The sequence below is a fragment of the Duodenibacillus massiliensis genome (genome assembly GCF_928721995.1).
Lineage (GTDB): Bacteria > Pseudomonadota > Gammaproteobacteria > Burkholderiales > Burkholderiaceae_F > Duodenibacillus > Duodenibacillus massiliensis.
In genome coordinates this window covers 1611354-1625427 of sequence record NZ_OV788642.1, presented here as the reverse complement: position 1 = coordinate 1625427, position 14074 = coordinate 1611354, and the positions used below count along the sequence as shown (strand labels likewise).

At 58.8% G+C, this 14074-nt stretch carries 16 protein-coding genes and 1 tRNA gene; 8 read left to right on the top strand and 9 right to left on the bottom strand.

The window, feature by feature from the left end; genetic code table 11:
* Window positions 1–3 precede the first annotated feature (3 nt).
* Complete coding sequence (locus NXF97_RS07525; protein ID WP_022372989.1) at window positions 4–837, bottom strand: cytochrome C assembly family protein; 834 nt, start codon at window positions 835–837, stop codon at window positions 4–6.
* A 256-nt stretch (window positions 838–1093) separates the two neighbouring features.
* Here NXF97_RS07525 and ffh point away from each other — a divergent pair, with 256 nt between their 5' ends.
* The 8 genes from ffh to trmB all read left to right on the top strand — a co-directional run bounded on the left by ffh (window position 1094) and on the right by trmB (window position 7429).
* Window positions 1094–2479 carry a signal recognition particle protein gene (gene ffh, locus NXF97_RS07520; protein ID WP_074008833.1) on the top strand — a complete coding sequence of 462 codons (1386 nt, stop codon included), beginning with the start codon at window positions 1094–1096 and terminating at the stop codon, window positions 2477–2479.
* 12 nt (window positions 2480–2491) lie between these two features.
* Window positions 2492–3277, top strand: coding sequence for a class I SAM-dependent methyltransferase (locus tag NXF97_RS07515; RefSeq protein WP_274955591.1), 786 nt, complete (start codon window positions 2492–2494; stop codon window positions 3275–3277).
* Window positions 3274–3777, top strand: a complete 504-nt coding sequence (gene rnhA, locus NXF97_RS07510) for a ribonuclease HI (protein WP_274955590.1) — start codon at window positions 3274–3276, stop codon at window positions 3775–3777. The genes NXF97_RS07515 and rnhA overlap by 4 nt, the downstream gene beginning before the upstream one ends.
* Complete coding sequence (gene dnaQ / locus NXF97_RS07505) at window positions 3774–4571, top strand: DNA polymerase III subunit epsilon (protein WP_022372993.1); 798 nt, start codon at window positions 3774–3776, stop codon at window positions 4569–4571. Before rnhA ends, dnaQ begins: the two co-directional genes overlap by 4 nt.
* 149 nt (window positions 4572–4720) lie before the next feature.
* The gene (locus tag NXF97_RS07500) at window positions 4721–5773 is read left to right on the top strand and encodes a methionine ABC transporter ATP-binding protein (protein WP_074008837.1); all 1053 of its coding nucleotides are present in this window, start codon (window positions 4721–4723) and stop codon (window positions 5771–5773) included.
* Complete coding sequence (locus NXF97_RS07495) at window positions 5763–6416, top strand: methionine ABC transporter permease (protein WP_022372995.1); 654 nt, start codon at window positions 5763–5765, stop codon at window positions 6414–6416. The genes NXF97_RS07500 and NXF97_RS07495 overlap by 11 nt, the downstream gene beginning before the upstream one ends.
* 142 nt (window positions 6417–6558) lie before the next feature.
* Window positions 6559–6632 (top strand) — tRNA-Gly (locus tag NXF97_RS07490).
* Between the two features lie 74 nt (window positions 6633–6706).
* Window positions 6707–7429, top strand: a complete 723-nt coding sequence (trmB, locus tag NXF97_RS07485; RefSeq protein ID WP_022372996.1) for a tRNA (guanosine(46)-N7)-methyltransferase TrmB — start codon at window positions 6707–6709, stop codon at window positions 7427–7429.
* A 4-nt stretch (window positions 7430–7433) separates the two neighbouring features.
* On the opposite strand, the gene hisI is transcribed toward trmB, so the two are convergent.
* Genes hisI through murA form a run of 8 tightly spaced genes read right to left on the bottom strand, consistent with a single transcriptional unit; the run spans window position 7434 to window position 13969 of the window.
* On the bottom strand, window positions 7434–7823 hold the full coding sequence (hisI, locus tag NXF97_RS07480; RefSeq protein WP_274955589.1) for a phosphoribosyl-AMP cyclohydrolase: 390 nt from the start codon (window positions 7821–7823) through the stop codon (window positions 7434–7436).
* 14 nt (window positions 7824–7837) lie between these two features.
* Window positions 7838–8611 (bottom strand): imidazole glycerol phosphate synthase subunit HisF, encoded by a 774-nt coding sequence (gene hisF / locus NXF97_RS07475; protein WP_274955588.1) that lies wholly within the window; start codon window positions 8609–8611, stop codon window positions 7838–7840.
* A 9-nt stretch (window positions 8612–8620) separates the two neighbouring features.
* Window positions 8621–9364, bottom strand: coding sequence for a 1-(5-phosphoribosyl)-5-[(5-phosphoribosylamino)methylideneamino]imidazole-4-carboxamide isomerase (hisA, locus tag NXF97_RS07470; RefSeq protein WP_074008840.1), 744 nt, complete (start codon window positions 9362–9364; stop codon window positions 8621–8623).
* 41 nt (window positions 9365–9405) lie between these two features.
* Window positions 9406–10050, bottom strand: coding sequence for an imidazole glycerol phosphate synthase subunit HisH (gene hisH / locus NXF97_RS07465; protein ID WP_274955587.1), 645 nt, complete (start codon window positions 10048–10050; stop codon window positions 9406–9408).
* A complete protein-coding gene (hisB, locus tag NXF97_RS07460; protein ID WP_022373001.1) occupies window positions 10047–10634 on the bottom strand; it encodes an imidazoleglycerol-phosphate dehydratase HisB in 588 nt (195 codons plus the stop codon). Before hisB ends, hisH begins: the two co-directional genes overlap by 4 nt.
* A gap of 45 nt (window positions 10635–10679) precedes the next feature.
* Window positions 10680–11978 carry a histidinol dehydrogenase gene (gene hisD / locus NXF97_RS07455; protein ID WP_022373002.1) on the bottom strand — a complete coding sequence of 433 codons (1299 nt, stop codon included), beginning with the start codon at window positions 11976–11978 and terminating at the stop codon, window positions 10680–10682.
* Between the two features lie 32 nt (window positions 11979–12010).
* A complete protein-coding gene (gene hisG / locus NXF97_RS07450; RefSeq protein ID WP_022373003.1) occupies window positions 12011–12688 on the bottom strand; it encodes an ATP phosphoribosyltransferase in 678 nt (225 codons plus the stop codon).
* A 27-nt stretch (window positions 12689–12715) separates the two neighbouring features.
* Window positions 12716–13969 carry a UDP-N-acetylglucosamine 1-carboxyvinyltransferase gene (murA, locus tag NXF97_RS07445; RefSeq protein ID WP_274955586.1) on the bottom strand — a complete coding sequence of 418 codons (1254 nt, stop codon included), beginning with the start codon at window positions 13967–13969 and terminating at the stop codon, window positions 12716–12718.
* Window positions 13970–14074: the final 105 nt, after the last annotated feature.

Here is a 14074-nt window from a genome sequence, read left to right as displayed (position 1 = left end):
GTCTTAACTCAGAAAGAGTTCAATCACAAAACGGTAGACGACGTAGGCGGCCACCAAAAACGCGTAACCGGCCCAGAAAAGCATCAATGCACGCTTGTTGCGCCAGCCGAAGAAGTAGCGCCCGACCATCAGCACGGCAAAGACAATCCAGGATATCCAGGTGAGAACCGTCTTGTGATCAAACACAAAGGGCTGCCCCATGTACTGCTGGGTGGCAAAGCTTCCGATAATGAGCACAAGCGTGAGGCACACAAACCCGCACAAAACAATGCGGTAAAGAATGCGCTCCATCGCCATGAGGTTGGGCATGTTGGCCACAAGCCCCGTTGTCTTATGCGCCGCGGCCGGATCCTTTAACTGCCGCTGCAGCATCCACAAAAGCACCGCCTGCAAAAAGGCGATCGTCATGAAGCTGTAGGCGCCGAGCGCAACAATCAGATGCACGCGGAAAAGTACGGTCCAGGTTTCGCTCGCAACGGCTTCACCCGGAAAGACAACCGGCATCAGGGCGCAGACGGCCGCCACAAAAAGAAGCACCCCCATCAGGCCCGAAACCCGCCGCACAAAGCTTTCCACAAGGGTAATGAAGACCGCAAACAAGAGTGCGATCGAAAGCGCCATGCCGAAACCGAAATAAACCGTGCCCGGGCCGAAAAGGTCGCAACCCACCGCCGCCGTGTGCACGAGCGCCGCGGCAAAGGAGAGCCACCACATGGGTTTGAGAGCCCCTGCTTCCGGCACGCCCCGGCTGCATACACGCACGATTTTGAGGCCCGCCGCAAAGTAGCCGAGCGCTGCAACGATTGCCAGAATCCAACCCGCTGTTATCTGCGTCATACGAAATCTTTCCCGATAGCTGTTAGGGCATCCCGGCAAAGCACTGCCCGCTCGAGCCGATGCCGTACAATAAGACGTTCGGCGCACGGCACACAAAAAGTGCCCCGGAATGCTGCGCAAAAAAGGCGATTTCCCGTCTTTGCGCGGTCCGCGTTTTGCCGACGCAGACCATTCGTTACGCCGATTTTAGTTCGAAACCGTTGACAGCACACTTAATTAGCCGGTTCTTTGCAAAAAGAAAACGGCGGCCATAACCATGCTTGACACTCTGAGCTCCCGCTTATCCCGCATTCTGAAGACAATGCGCGGTCAGGCCCGTCTGACCGAAGAAAACACCCGCGACATGGTGCGCGAGATCCGTCTTGCGCTTTTAGAGGCCGACGTGGCGCTCCCGGTGGTGCGTGACCTTATTGCCCGCATCAAGGCCAAAGCCATGGGCGAAGAGGTGATCGGGAACTTAAACCCGGGACAGGCTCTGGTGGGCGTCGTGGAGCGCGAACTCACAAGCGTCATCGGCGGAGACCTTCCGCCCGAAGAGCGCACGATCCGCTTAAACGTGCAGCCTCCGGCCGTTATTTTGCTCGCCGGCCTTCAGGGGGCCGGTAAAACGACCACGGCCGGTAAGCTCGCAAAGTGGCTTAAGGAAACCCAGAACAAAAAAGTCCTCACGTTTTCAGCTGACGTCTACCGCCCCGCAGCCATTGATCAGTTAAAGACGGTAACGGAACAGGCCGGCTGTGACTTCTTTCCCTCCACGCCCGAGCAAAAGCCCCTCGATATCGCCCGGGATGCCATGGACTGGGCCCGCCGCCACTTTTACGACGTGGTGATTGCCGATACGGCCGGGCGCCTTGCAATTGACGAACAGATGATGCAGGAGGTAAGCGACTTAAGCGCTTACCTCAAACCCGCGGAAACCCTCTTTGTGATTGACGCGATGCTGGGCCAGGACGCCGTCAACACCGCCAAGGCCTTTAACGAGCGGCTGACCCTCACGGGCATCATCCTCACCAAGGTCGACGGCGACAGCCGCGGGGGTGCAGCGCTTTCAGTGCGCATGGTCACCGGCAAACCCATCAAATTTGTGGGCGTCGGCGAAAAGCTCACAGGTTTTGAGCCGTTTAATCCCGAGCAGATGGCCGGACGCATCCTCGGCATGGGCGACATCGTGGCCCTTGTCAAGGACGTGCAGAAGTCCGTGGATATCGAGCAGGCTCAGAAACTTGCGCAAAAGATCAAGACGGGCGAGCGCTTTGACCTCAATGACTTTAAGGCCCAGATTTCTCAGATGAAGTCGATCGGCGTCTCAGGCCTCATCGACAAACTCCCCGCGCAGTTTCAGGAAGCCGCGGCCAAGGTTAAGGACAAGGACGTCAACAAGACGATCGGCCGCACCGAAGGCATCATCAATTCGATGACGCCGAAGGAGCGGCGCAATCCGGACCTCATCAAGGCAAGCCGCAAGCGCCGTATCGCCGCGGGCGCCGGGGTCTCGGTGCAGGAAGTCAACAAGCTTCTCAAGCAGTTTGAGCAGACCCGTGAAATGATGAAGCGCATGCAAAAGGGCGGCCTTGCCAAGATGATGCGTGCGCTCGGCAATTTCGGCGGCTTCGGCGGGGGCTTCCCCGGCTTTAAGCGCTAAAGGCAAGAGCTGATGACGCGCGGCAAAACACTTGCCTGGCTGCAGTTTCTGGGAACGGCGCACGGCGTAACGGTGCTTAACTGGGAACGCGCCGCGTATGCGCGCTCGGTGAAAACCGTCACCGGGTCGCGGGCCGTACAGATCGGCAGGCCCGAACTCGATGCTTTGTCCGGCAGTAGCATCGGCCACCGGATTCTGGTGACGCCAGAGGTATGCCGTCTCTCTGATGATGACTGGCGCGAGCCCGTTGCGGCGCTCCCCGAAGCTCTGCCCCTTGCGGCAGAATGCGCCGACCTCGTTGTATGGCCTCACGGACCGGACGATACCGCAAGCGAAGCAAAAGTGGTTTTAGCTGAAATCACGCGCGTTCTCGCCCCCAACGGCGTTCTCGTTCTCACGTTTTTTAATGCTTCGGGCTTTTGGGCCCTGCGGCAGAAGCTCTTTTGTACTTCACCCCGTTTACCCACGGATACGCGCGCCAGCACGGTAGCAGGCGTCAAAGCGCTTCTTGCCGCCGCAGGTCTTACGGTCGAAGGCGGTTTTTACGGTGTCTACGGAACCGCGTCGCAAAAAGAGCGTACCGAAACCACGGAAAAAGCCTCAAACCTTCTGCCCACGGGGCTTGACCTCGCGGGCAACCGCTGGTGGCCCACCTTAAGTAACGTCGTGATTCTCACGGCCCGCAAAAAAGTCTCCGGCATGACGCTTGTGGGGCGGGCGGCCTTCAGTAAAAGCGCAGTGGCCGCGTCGGTTAACCCCGCCGTGCAGCAAAATGCCTCCCGAAAAGATGTCTTATGAGTGAAACCGTTCTTGAAATCTGGACCGACGGCGCCTGTAAGTTCAACCCGGGCCCGGGCGGCTGGGGTGTGCTGATGGTCTACGGCGGCCACCGCCGCGAGCTTTGCGGCGGCGCGCGTGAAACCACGAATAACCGCATGGAACTCAGGGCCGTGATTGAGGCCTTAAGGGCCGTCAAACGCGACTGTCCCATGAAAATTCACTTGGACAGCAGCTACGTCAAGGACGGCATCATCAAGTGGATTCACGGCTGGAAGAAAAAGGGCTGGAAAAAAGAGGGGAAGACCCCGATTAAAAACATCGAGCTCTGGCAGTGCCTCGACAGAGAGCGCAACCGCTTTACGCAGATTGAATGGTGCTGGGTGAAGGGCCACGCCGGCAACCCCGGCAACGAAAAGGCCGATGAGCTCGCCAACAAGGGCGTGGCCGGTGTTTTGGCAGGCACCATCCCCGAGGACATCCCCATTGGTTCCGCCGCCGCGGAAGGAAGTTTGTTATGAGCACGCGTCAGATCTGTCTGGATACGGAAACCACCGGTATTAATGCCGATGACGGCGACCGCATTGTGGAAATCGGCTGCTTTGAGATTGTGGGCCGCACGCTCTCTGATGATCCGAGCCACGTTTACTGGGCTTACATCAATCCTGAGCGTGATGTGCCGGACGAAGCCGTCGCCATTCACGGCCTCACCAACGAGTTTCTCGCGGACAAACCCGTCTTTGCCGACGTGGCCGATGACTTTCTCAAATTCATCAAGGGCGCCGAACTCATCATTCATAACGCCAAGTTCGACGTGGGCTTTTTAAACGCGGAACTAAAGCGCATCGGCAAAGGCCGCGTGGAAGACTACTGCAGTAATGTAATCGACACCCTGGCGATGGCCCGTGAGATCTTTCCGGGGCTAAGAAATACCCTGGACGTTCTCTGCGGCCGCTACGGTGTGGACCGGTCGGCTCGTACGCTGCACGGAGCTTCGCTTGACGCCCGGCTTTTGGGCGAGGTGTACCTCGCGATGACGCGCCGCCAAGAAAGCCTCATCGGCGACACGGTGGAGGAAATGCTCAAGGAGGGCGGCACGATTGCGATGCCCGACAACAAGCTCTTGCTCGCGGCATCCTGTCCGGATGAAGAAATGGCCGTGCACAAAGCCTTCATTGAAAACATGAACAAAAAGTCCAAAAAGGGCCCGTGCCTCTGGACCACAAAGCTGGGAAGTCCCGAAAGCACCGTGCCGCAGCCTGCGGGCTCTGCTGATGCGCCCGCAGCCGCCGCCGCAGCCCCGGCTCAGAAGTAATACCGCAAAGAACCGCCGGATTTTTCGGGAAATACCGGCCTTTTCTCCCTCACGGGCCCAATAACCCGATAGACTCGCGGACACATTACATTGGGACGGGTGGGCGCACACGGTGCGCCTCCCTTCCCTACCAAAGAAAAAACTCACTTATGATCGAGCTGCAACACATTACTCAGCGCTACCGCACGCCGGAAGGCCGCGACTTTTTTGCGCTCAACGATGTCTCCTTAAGCATCAAATCGGGAGAAATCTTCGGCATCATCGGCCGCTCGGGCGCCGGCAAATCCACGCTTGTGCGCTGCATCAATTTCTTAAACCGCCCCACCGAAGGGACGGTGACCGTGGACGGCAAGTGCCTCAACACGATGACGAACGCTGAACTGCGCGCCGCACGCCGTCAGATCGCGATGATCTTTCAGCACTTCAACATTCTCTCCTCGCGCACGGTCTACGACAATGCCGCGTTTCCGCTGGAACTTGCGGGCTGGGACAAGACCGAGATCCGCAAAAAGGTGGAGCCGCTTCTTGACCTCGTTGGCCTGGCGGATCACCGCAACAAGTACCCCTCGCAGCTCTCGGGCGGCCAAAAGCAGCGCGTGGGCATTGCCCGAGCGCTTGCCTCTGACCCCAAGGTCCTTTTAAGCGATGAGGCAACCAGTGCGCTCGACCCGGAAACCACGGTTGCGACGCTGCAGCTTCTTAAACAGATTAACCGCGACCTCGGGCTCACCATCGTGATGATCACCCACCAGATGGACGTCGTGAAGGAAATCTGCGACCGCGTGGCTGTCATGAATAAGGGCGTTGTGGTTGAAGAAGGTCCCGTCATTGACGTCTTTCGCCGTCCGCAGAGCGAAACGGCGCGCGCCATGGTCGGTAACATCATGGGCCAGGAAATTGCGCCCGCGATGGTCGAGAGAATCCGAGCGCAGGTCAAAGCCGTCACCGACGGCATCCCCAACCACATTCTGAGGCTTACCTTTGTCGGAAGCGAAGTCACGCGTCCCATCATTTCCGAAGCCTCGCGGCTTTTTAACGTCGACTTCAACATTCTTCTCGGGCAGATTGCGGAAGTGCAGGGGAAGAGTTTCGGCACGCTCACGGTTCTCACCAAAGCTGATGCCGACACGCTCAGCAAGACCGTTGCCTATTTCCGCGAACACAACGTCACCGTAGAGGAGAAAACAAACAATGTCCTCTGAACTGCTGTTAATGCTTTGGAATTCTCTGCTTGAAACCATCACGATGGTGGGAATTTCAGGGCTTTTGGGGGCCGCAATCGGCATCCCCGTGGGTATTCTTCTTTATACGACAACGCCCACAGGCATTCATCCGATGCCTGTTGCCAACCGCCTGATCGGCTGGGTTGTAAACGCCATCCGCTCCACCCCCTTCATCATTTTGCTGGTGGCAATCATCCCCTTTACCCGTATTGTGGCCGGCACCTCGATCGGCACGACCGCAGCGATTGTGCCGCTCACGATCGCCGCGGCCCCCTTTATCGCACGTCTGGTGGAAACCAGTTTGCGTGAAGTGGATAAGGGCCTTATTGAAGCGGCGCAGTCCATGGGCGCCACGAATCTCCAGATCGTGACGAAGGTTCTGATTCCGGAAGCGCTTCCCGGCATCATCGCGGGGCTCACAATCGCTCTGGTCGCTTTGGTCGGGTCCTCTGCCATGGCAGGCGCCATCGGCGGGGGCGGTCTGGGCGACATGGGTATCCGCTACGGCTATCAGCGCTTTATGCCTGACGTGATGCTCGCCGTTGTCGTGATTCTGATTGTCTTTGTGCAGTCGCTGCAGAGTTTCGGTGACTGGCTTGTGAAACGCATGAGTCACAGATAACCGGCCCGTCATTTGAAGACGGCTCCGCCGGGAATTTTCCTGCGGGGCCGTTTTTTTTGCGGGTCGGCGTTGGAAAAAGCCCGCCGATTGCGGCATAATCTCGTGCGCTTCGGTGGTTGCCGGAGCGAAAAACTCAAAGTGTGCGGGCGTAGTTCAATGGCAGAACGAAAGCTTCCCAAGCTTTATACGAGGGTTCGATTCCCTTCGCCCGCTCCACAGAATTCCTGATGACGGATCGTTTAACGAATGAAACGATCCGTTTTTCATATGCACCGCCCGGGGACACCGCCATGGCCACTGACCTCACGCCCGAACAGATTGAAGAGCTCAAGCACCGTCATATCCGTAGCTTTGTGCTGCGCCGCGGACACATCTCGGCCGCGCAGGAACGGGCCCTCGATGAGCTTTTTCCGCGTTACGCCGTTACCTACGAAACAAAGCTTTTTGACGCGGAGGCAGTTTTCGGGCGCAAAGCTCCCCTGGTGCTTGAAATCGGCTGCGGCATGGGGGAAACGACGGCAACGATTGCCGAAGCTCACCCCGAAATCAATTTCCTCGGATGCGAAGTCTTTGCGGCGGGCGTCGGAGCGCTGAGCAAACTTTTAAACGAAAAGGGGCTCACCAACGTCCGTATCTGCCGGCATGATGCGATGGAAGTTGTGCGCGACATGATTGCGGATAACTCGCTTGCTGGTATCCACGTCTACTTTCCGGATCCCTGGCGCAAGGCGCGCCACCATAAGCGCCGTCTCATCCGTCCGGACTTTGTGAAGGTTCTTGCCGCCAAACTTGTGCCCAGGGGCTACATTCACTGCGCCACCGACTGGGAAAATTACGCCGAACAGATGCTTGAGGTGCTCTCCGCGGAGCCGCTTCTTACAAACGCCCACGGCTCGGGATTTTCACCGGTGATGGCCAACCCCTTGTGCGAGCGCCCCTGCACGAAATTTCAGGCCAGGGGCGAGCGGCTCGGGCACGGCGTGTGGGATCTGGTGTACCTCAGAAAAGCCTGATGCATCAGGCATGAGGCTTGGCGTACATCGATTCGGGAGTTTTAAGAACCGGTTCGGCCTCACGCCAGGCGCCGTCAGTTAATTCACGGTAAAAGCAGCTCGCGTGCCCGGTGTGGCACGCCACGCCCCCCACCTGCTCAATTTCATAGATAACGGCGTCGCCGTCACAGTCAAGCAGGATTTTCTTCACAATCTGGACGTTGCCGGACTCTTCACCCTTGCGCCAGAGCTTGCCCCGGGAGCGGGAAAAATATACGCCCCGTCCGGTGCGCGCGGTTTCTTCCAGGGCCTCACGGTTTGCCCACGCCAGCATCATGACTTTACCGTCAGAAGTACGCTGTGCAATAACCGGCACCAGACCCTTCTCATCAAACTTTACGTCGTCAAGCCACATGGCGCACCCCTCTGTCAGAGTCTCACGGTGATTCCCTGAGACGCCATAAAGTCCTTGGCTTCCCGGATCGTGTACATCCCGTAGTGAAAGATGGATGCGGCCAGCACCGCGTCGGCGCCCCCTTTGGTGACGCCGTCAGCAAGATGCTGAAGATTTCCGACGCCCCCGGACGCAATCACCGGCACCGAAACGGCGTCGGCCACAGCGCGGGTGAGTTCCAGATCAAACCCTGCCTTGGTGCCGTCTGCGTCCATCGATGTGAGAAGAATTTCGCCGGTACCGAGTTCAGCCACGCGCTTAGCCCATTGAACGGCATCCAGGCCCGTTGCCTTTCTTCCGCCGTGCGTATAAACCTCCCAGCCCTTTGAAGGATCGTTTTTGTCGCGGCGTCTTGCATCCACCGCCGTCACGATGCACTGCGAGCCGTAAAGCGCGGCCGCTTCCCCGATGAGGTCGGGGTTATTGACGCCTGCGGTATTAATGGAAATCTTGTCCGCGCCCGCGTTTAAGAGACGGCGGATATCGGCGACTGCCCGCACACCCCCGCCCACGGTAAGCGGAATAAAGACCTGGCCGGCAACGGCTTCGATGACGTCCAAAATAGTGTCGCGGTCATCGCTTGACGCGGTGATGTCAAGAAACGTGAGTTCATCGGCGCCCTGCTCGTTGTAGCGCCGGGCGACTTCGACCGGATCCCCGGCGTCCCTCAACTCCACAAAGTTAACGCCCTTCACCACGCGGCCCGCGGTGACGTCAAGACACGGAATAATGCGTTTGGCAAGCATCACTGATGTCCTTTACTTTTGAGCCGCTTCCACGACCTTGAGTGCCTCGGCAAAATCAATCGTGCCTTCGTAGAGGCTACGGCCCAAAACAGCGCCCGTGACGCCGTCTTTTTCAACCGCAAGGAGCGCCCGCACGTCGTCCAAGGTATGCATGCCGCCCGAAGCAATCACCGGAACCGAAACGGCACGGGCAAGTTCCGCGGTCGCCGCGGCATTAACGCCCGTCAACATCCCGTCACGGCTGATGTCGGTGTAAAGAAACGCCTCCACGCCGAAATCTTCAAAGCGCCGGGCAAGGTCTTTCACCTCGTGCCCCGTGCTCTTGACCCAGCCGTCGGTGGCGACAATACCGTCTTTGGCGTCAAGCGCCGCGATGATGTGGCCGGGAAAGGCCGCGCAGGCTTCACTTAAAAACCCCGGCTGCTTGACGGCGGCGGTGCCGATCACCACGTAGCGCACACCCTCATCGATGTACTTTTCCACCTGGTTTAGCGTGCGGATGCCGCCTCCGAGCTCGATATCGATCCCTTCGCCGATTTCCTGAATCATTTCGCCGATCAGTTTCGCGTTCACGGGTTTTCCGGTCTTGGCGCCGTCAAGATCCACGATATGGATGCGCTCGGCGCCGAGATCAGCCCAGCGCCCTGCCTGATCCACGGGATCTTCGTTATAAACCGTCACGTTGTTTTTCAGGTCACCCTGACGCAGGCGGACGCACTGTCCGTTCTGAATATCAATAGCCGGAATCAGAAGCATGATGAATTGTCGGTGAGTGGTTGTCGGTTAAACGCCGGTCCTTACGGATTCCAGCGCAGGAAATTGGCAAAAAGCCGGAGGCCGTCGGCAGCACTTTTTTCCGGGTGAAACTGCGTGGCAAAAATGTTGTCGTGCGCCACGGCGCACACGAAAGGAAGCCCGTAACTCGACGTCCCCGCCGCGATCGTGTCGTCTTCGGGACAGACAAAGTAGCTGTGGACAAAATAAAACCAGGCGCCGTTTTTAATCCCCTGCCAGACGGGGTGATCCATGCGCTGCGTCACGGTGTTCCATCCCATCTGAGGGACCTTGAGGCGCGTGCCCTGCGCGGTCACAAGGGCCGCTTCCGGAAAGCGGATCACCTTCCCCTTAAAAAGCCCGAGCGCGGCAGAGCCGCCCCCCTCATCGCTTGCTTCAAAAAGCATCTGCATGCCGATACAGACGGCAAGCACGGGTTTATTTGCAAGCGCACGCAAAACTGCTTCCTTAAGGCCTGAGGCATTCAGGTGCACCATACAGTCGCCGATCGCGCCCTGACCGGGGAAAATCACGCGGTCTGCGGCGTCAATGGCTGCTGCCTCGTGCGTCACGATCACGGTATCGGCCGGCGCTGCCGCGCTTTTGACGGCCTGGCTCACACTGCGTAAATTGCCGCACCCGTAGTCAACGACAGCAATCGTAGTCACAGTGCCCCCTTGGTGCTCGGTATTGCATCAGGACAGCGGGGATCGGGGCTCACCGCCATACGAAGCGCCCGGCCGAAAGCCTTAAAGATCGTCTCGGCCTGATGGTGGGCGTTGTCACCCCGGAGATTGTCGATATGCAGCGTCACGGCGGCGTGGTTCACAAAGCCCTGGAAAAATTCCCGCACGAGCTGCGTGTCAAGCTCCCCGATCATCGGTGCCGTAAAGTCCGCGGCAAACACAAGGCCCGGGCGCCCCGAGAGATCAATCACCACACGCGAAAGCGCTTCATCCAGGGGCACGTAGGCAAAGCCGTAACGGATAACGCCCTTTTTGTCTCCGAGGGCCTTTTTAAAGGCTTCACCCAGGGCAATCCCCACGTCTTCCACGGTGTGGTGACCGTCCACGAAAAGATCTCCCTCAGCCTTAACCGTGAGGTCCACGAGGCCGTGGCGCGCAATCTGATGCAGCATGTGGTCGAAAAAACCGATGCCGGTAGCGATGTCAGCCTCACCGGTGCCGTCGAGGTTTACCTCAACGGCAATTGCCGTTTCAGCGGTCTTTCGTTCAATACGGGCACTGCGCATGGGTGTGTCTCCCGAAAAATGTCCAAAACGATGGGCGGCGCTTACTTACTTCTTCAGACGGTAACGTGCGCTCTGAGCGTGCGCGGTGAGGTGTTCGCCTTCGGCGAGAATCCCCGCAACGACCCCAAGGTGCTGCACACCGGCGTCAGAAATATGAATCATGCTCGTGCGCTTCTGGAAGTCGTAGACACCCAGGGGCGAGGAGAAACGCGCCGTGCGGCTCGTGGGAAGCACGTGGTTGGGGCCGGCACAGTAGTCACCGAGTGCTTCAGAGGAGAAGCGCCCGAGGAAGATGGCACCGGCGTGGTGGATTTTTTCCGCCCACTTTTCCGGCTCATCGGTGCTCATTTCAAGGTGTTCCGGCGCGATCTGATCGGCGACGGCACAGGCTTCGGCCAGATCCTTCGTAACGATGATCGCGCCGCGGTTGGCAAGCGACTTCTCGATGATCGCCTTTCGCGGCATGCCGGGCAGCTGCTTATCGATGGAAGCGGCAACGGCGTCGGCAAAAGCGGCGTCGGGCGTGAGAAGAATGGCCTGGGCAAGTTCATCGTGTTCGGCCTGGCTGAAAAGATCCATCGCAATCCAGTCCGCCGGGGTCTTGCCATCACAGATGATGAGAATTTCCGAGGGGCCGGCAATCATGTCAATACCCACGCGCCCGAAAACCTTACGTTTGGCAGCGGCCACATAGGCGTTGCCCGGCCCCACGATCTTATCGACCGAAGGAATCGTTTCCGTGCCGTAAGCAAGAGCCGCCACGGCCTGGGCGCCCCCTATCGTGAAGGCGCGCGAAACACCGGCAAGGCTTGCCGCAGCAAGCACCAGCTGATTTTTCTCGCCGCCCGGGGTGGGCACCACCATTTCAATGCGGCGCACACCGGCCACACGCGCGGGCATCGCGTTCATCAGAACCGAGCTCGGATACGCGGCCTTGCCGCCCGGGACGTAAAGGCCCACCGAATCAATGGGCGTGACGCGCTGACCGAGGCGGCTGCCCATGGCGTCAGTCATCGTGAAGCTTTCAGCGAGTTCCTTTTCGTGAAACACGCGGATGCGTTCCGCGGCTTCTTCAAGGGCCTTACGCTGCTCGGAGGGAAGCGTCTCAAGGGCGTGCTTCATCTCGTCGGCCGTCACCATCAGATCCGAGAGTTTTTCTGCGGGCAGATGGTCAAACTTTGCCGTGTACTCAAGCACGGCGGCGTCGCCGCGTTCGCGCACGTCTTCGACAATGGCTTCCGCGCGCTGGGTGATCACCGGATCGACACTCGCGTCACGCGCCACGAGATGATTGAACTTTTCCTGAAAGTCTGCGTCCTTAGTGGATAAACGCCGAATCGTCATACTGTGTACTCCCGTTAATTTTGTATTTGTTCTCAGGATTTAAGCGCGGCTTTCTGCCGCCGCTCCTCTGCCTTTTTAAGTGCTGTTTCGCGCATTGCGGTGATAATCGGCATCAGGTCCGTGCGCTTTAACTTCATGGCGCCCTGATTGACGATGAGCCGCGAGGAAATCGGCGCCACGGTTTCGATTTCCACCATGTTGTTGGCTTTAAGCGTCGCCCCGGTGCTCACAAGGTCGACAATGGCGTCCGCGAGCCCCGCAATGGGCGCAAGTTCCATCGAACCGTAAAGTTTGATGAGATCAACGTGCACGCCGGCACGCGCAAACCAGTCCCGCGACCACTTCAGATATTTCGTCGCGATTCTGAGGCGCGCTCCGCTTCGGACGTTAGCCGCCCAGTCAAAGGTTTTGGGCGCGGCCACACACATGCGGCAGCGGGCAATCTGCAGATCCACGGGCACATACAGGCCATTGCCGCCGTGCTCATAGAGCGTGTCCCATCCCGTTACACCCATGTCGGCCGCCCCGTACTGCACGTAGGTCGGAACGTCCGTTGCTCTTAAAACGACGATCCGCAGGTCACTGCGGTTCGTGTCGATCATGAGCTTTCGGGACTCTTCCGGATTTTCAAGCGGCCTGATGCCGGCTGCGGCCAGAAAAGGCAGCAGCTCCTCAAAAATGCGGCCCTTGGAAAGTGCCAGTGTGATCACAGGTTTCTCCCCTTTTCCCAAACGGCTTTACTTAATCCTAACAATGTCGGCGCCAAGCGCCGAGAGCTTTGTCTCCAGATGCTCGTAGCCCCGATCAAGATGATAAATACGGTCAATCACAGTTTCCCCGTGTGCGGCAAGTCCGGCAATCACAAGGCAGGCCGAAGCGCGAAGGTCGGTGGCCATCACGTTGGTGCCTGCGAGGGCCTCAACGCCTCTCACGACCGCCGTATGGCCGTCCACCGCGATGTCAGCGCCCATGCGCTGCAGTTCCGGCACGTGCATGAAGCGGTTTTCAAAAATTGTTTCCACAATGCGGCCCGTACCGTCAGCGACCGCATCAAGTGCCATAAACTGCGCCTGCATGTCGGTGGGAAATCCCGGATGCGGCACCGTGCGGATATCCACGGCCTTGGGTCGCTCACTGATCCTTGCGCGGATCCAGTCGCTGCCGGTTTCTACCGTAGCGCCCGCTTCTCTCAATTTGCCGATCACGGCTTCAAGCGTTGCAGGCGCCGCGTGCGTCACGAGAACGTCGCCGCGCGTCGCGAGCGCCGCACAAAGAAACGTCCCCGTTTCGATGCGGTCGGCCACCACGCGGTGCTCGGTGCCGTGCAGTTTCGCAACCCCTTCGACCTCGATCACGGGGCTGCCGGCGCCGCGGATTTTGGCGCCCATGGCGTTAAGCATCGCCGCCAGGTCCACGATTTCGGGTTCACGCGCCGCGTTTTCAATGACGGTGGTGCCTTCGGCCAAAACAGCGGCCATCAGAATATTTTCCGTACCGGTCACGGTCACCATGTCGGTGACGACCCGCGCACCCTTAAGCCTCGCGGCCTTTGCCGTCACATACCCGTGATCAATCGCGATATCTGCGCCAAGCGTCTTTAATGCCTTGATGTGCTGATCCACGGGCCGCGCGCCGATTGCGCAGCCCCCGGGCAACGACACCTTGGCCGACCCAAAGCGCGCCGTCAGGGGGCCGAGCACGAGAATGGAGGCGCGCATCGTTTTCACCAGTTCATAGGGTGCTTCGGTGCTCGTAACGCCTGCGGCGCAGATTCGCACCGTGTCGCCGTTGATGCGCTCAAAAGCCGCCCCCATGCCCGTGAGCAGTTTTCCCATGGTTGCGACGTCAGCCAGATCCGGGACATTGTGAAGGATCACCTCGTCCGCGGTTAAAAGCGCCGCCGCCATGATGGGAAGCGCCGCATTTTTTGCGCCCGAGGCGCTTACTTCACCCACAAGGCGCCGGCCGCCGACAATTTTGAGTTTCTGCATGGATTCTGACTTCTTTCGGGGAAAACAACACGGGGAAAAATACCGGTCACGCCGGCTTTTTCCGCACGGGCGGACATTGTAACGGACGGGCCAAAGCCCGCCCTA

Coding starts and splice junctions, on each gene's coding strand:
- NXF97_RS07525 (WP_022372989.1), bottom strand. CDS start 837: ATGACGCAGATAACAGCGGGTTGGATTCTGGCAATCGTTGCAGCGCTC.
- NXF97_RS07515 (WP_274955591.1), top strand. CDS start 2,492: ATGACGCGCGGCAAAACACTTGCCTGGCTGCAGTTTCTGGGAACGGCG.
- murA (WP_274955586.1), bottom strand. CDS start 13,969: ATGCAGAAACTCAAAATTGTCGGCGGCCGGCGCCTTGTGGGTGAAGTA.
- NXF97_RS07495 (WP_022372995.1), top strand. CDS start 5,763: ATGTCCTCTGAACTGCTGTTAATGCTTTGGAATTCTCTGCTTGAAACC.
- hisB (WP_022373001.1), bottom strand. CDS start 10,634: ATGCGCAGTGCCCGTATTGAACGAAAGACCGCTGAAACGGCAATTGCC.
- hisD (WP_022373002.1), bottom strand. CDS start 11,978: ATGACGATTCGGCGTTTATCCACTAAGGACGCAGACTTTCAGGAAAAG.
- ffh (WP_074008833.1), top strand. CDS start 1,094: ATGCTTGACACTCTGAGCTCCCGCTTATCCCGCATTCTGAAGACAATG.
- rnhA (WP_274955590.1), top strand. CDS start 3,274: ATGAGTGAAACCGTTCTTGAAATCTGGACCGACGGCGCCTGTAAGTTC.
- hisA (WP_074008840.1), bottom strand. CDS start 9,364: ATGCTTCTGATTCCGGCTATTGATATTCAGAACGGACAGTGCGTCCGC.
- dnaQ (WP_022372993.1), top strand. CDS start 3,774: ATGAGCACGCGTCAGATCTGTCTGGATACGGAAACCACCGGTATTAAT.
- trmB (WP_022372996.1), top strand. CDS start 6,707: ATGGCCACTGACCTCACGCCCGAACAGATTGAAGAGCTCAAGCACCGT.
- NXF97_RS07500 (WP_074008837.1), top strand. CDS start 4,721: ATGATCGAGCTGCAACACATTACTCAGCGCTACCGCACGCCGGAAGGC.
- hisI (WP_274955589.1), bottom strand. CDS start 7,823: ATGTGGCTTGACGACGTAAAGTTTGATGAGAAGGGTCTGGTGCCGGTT.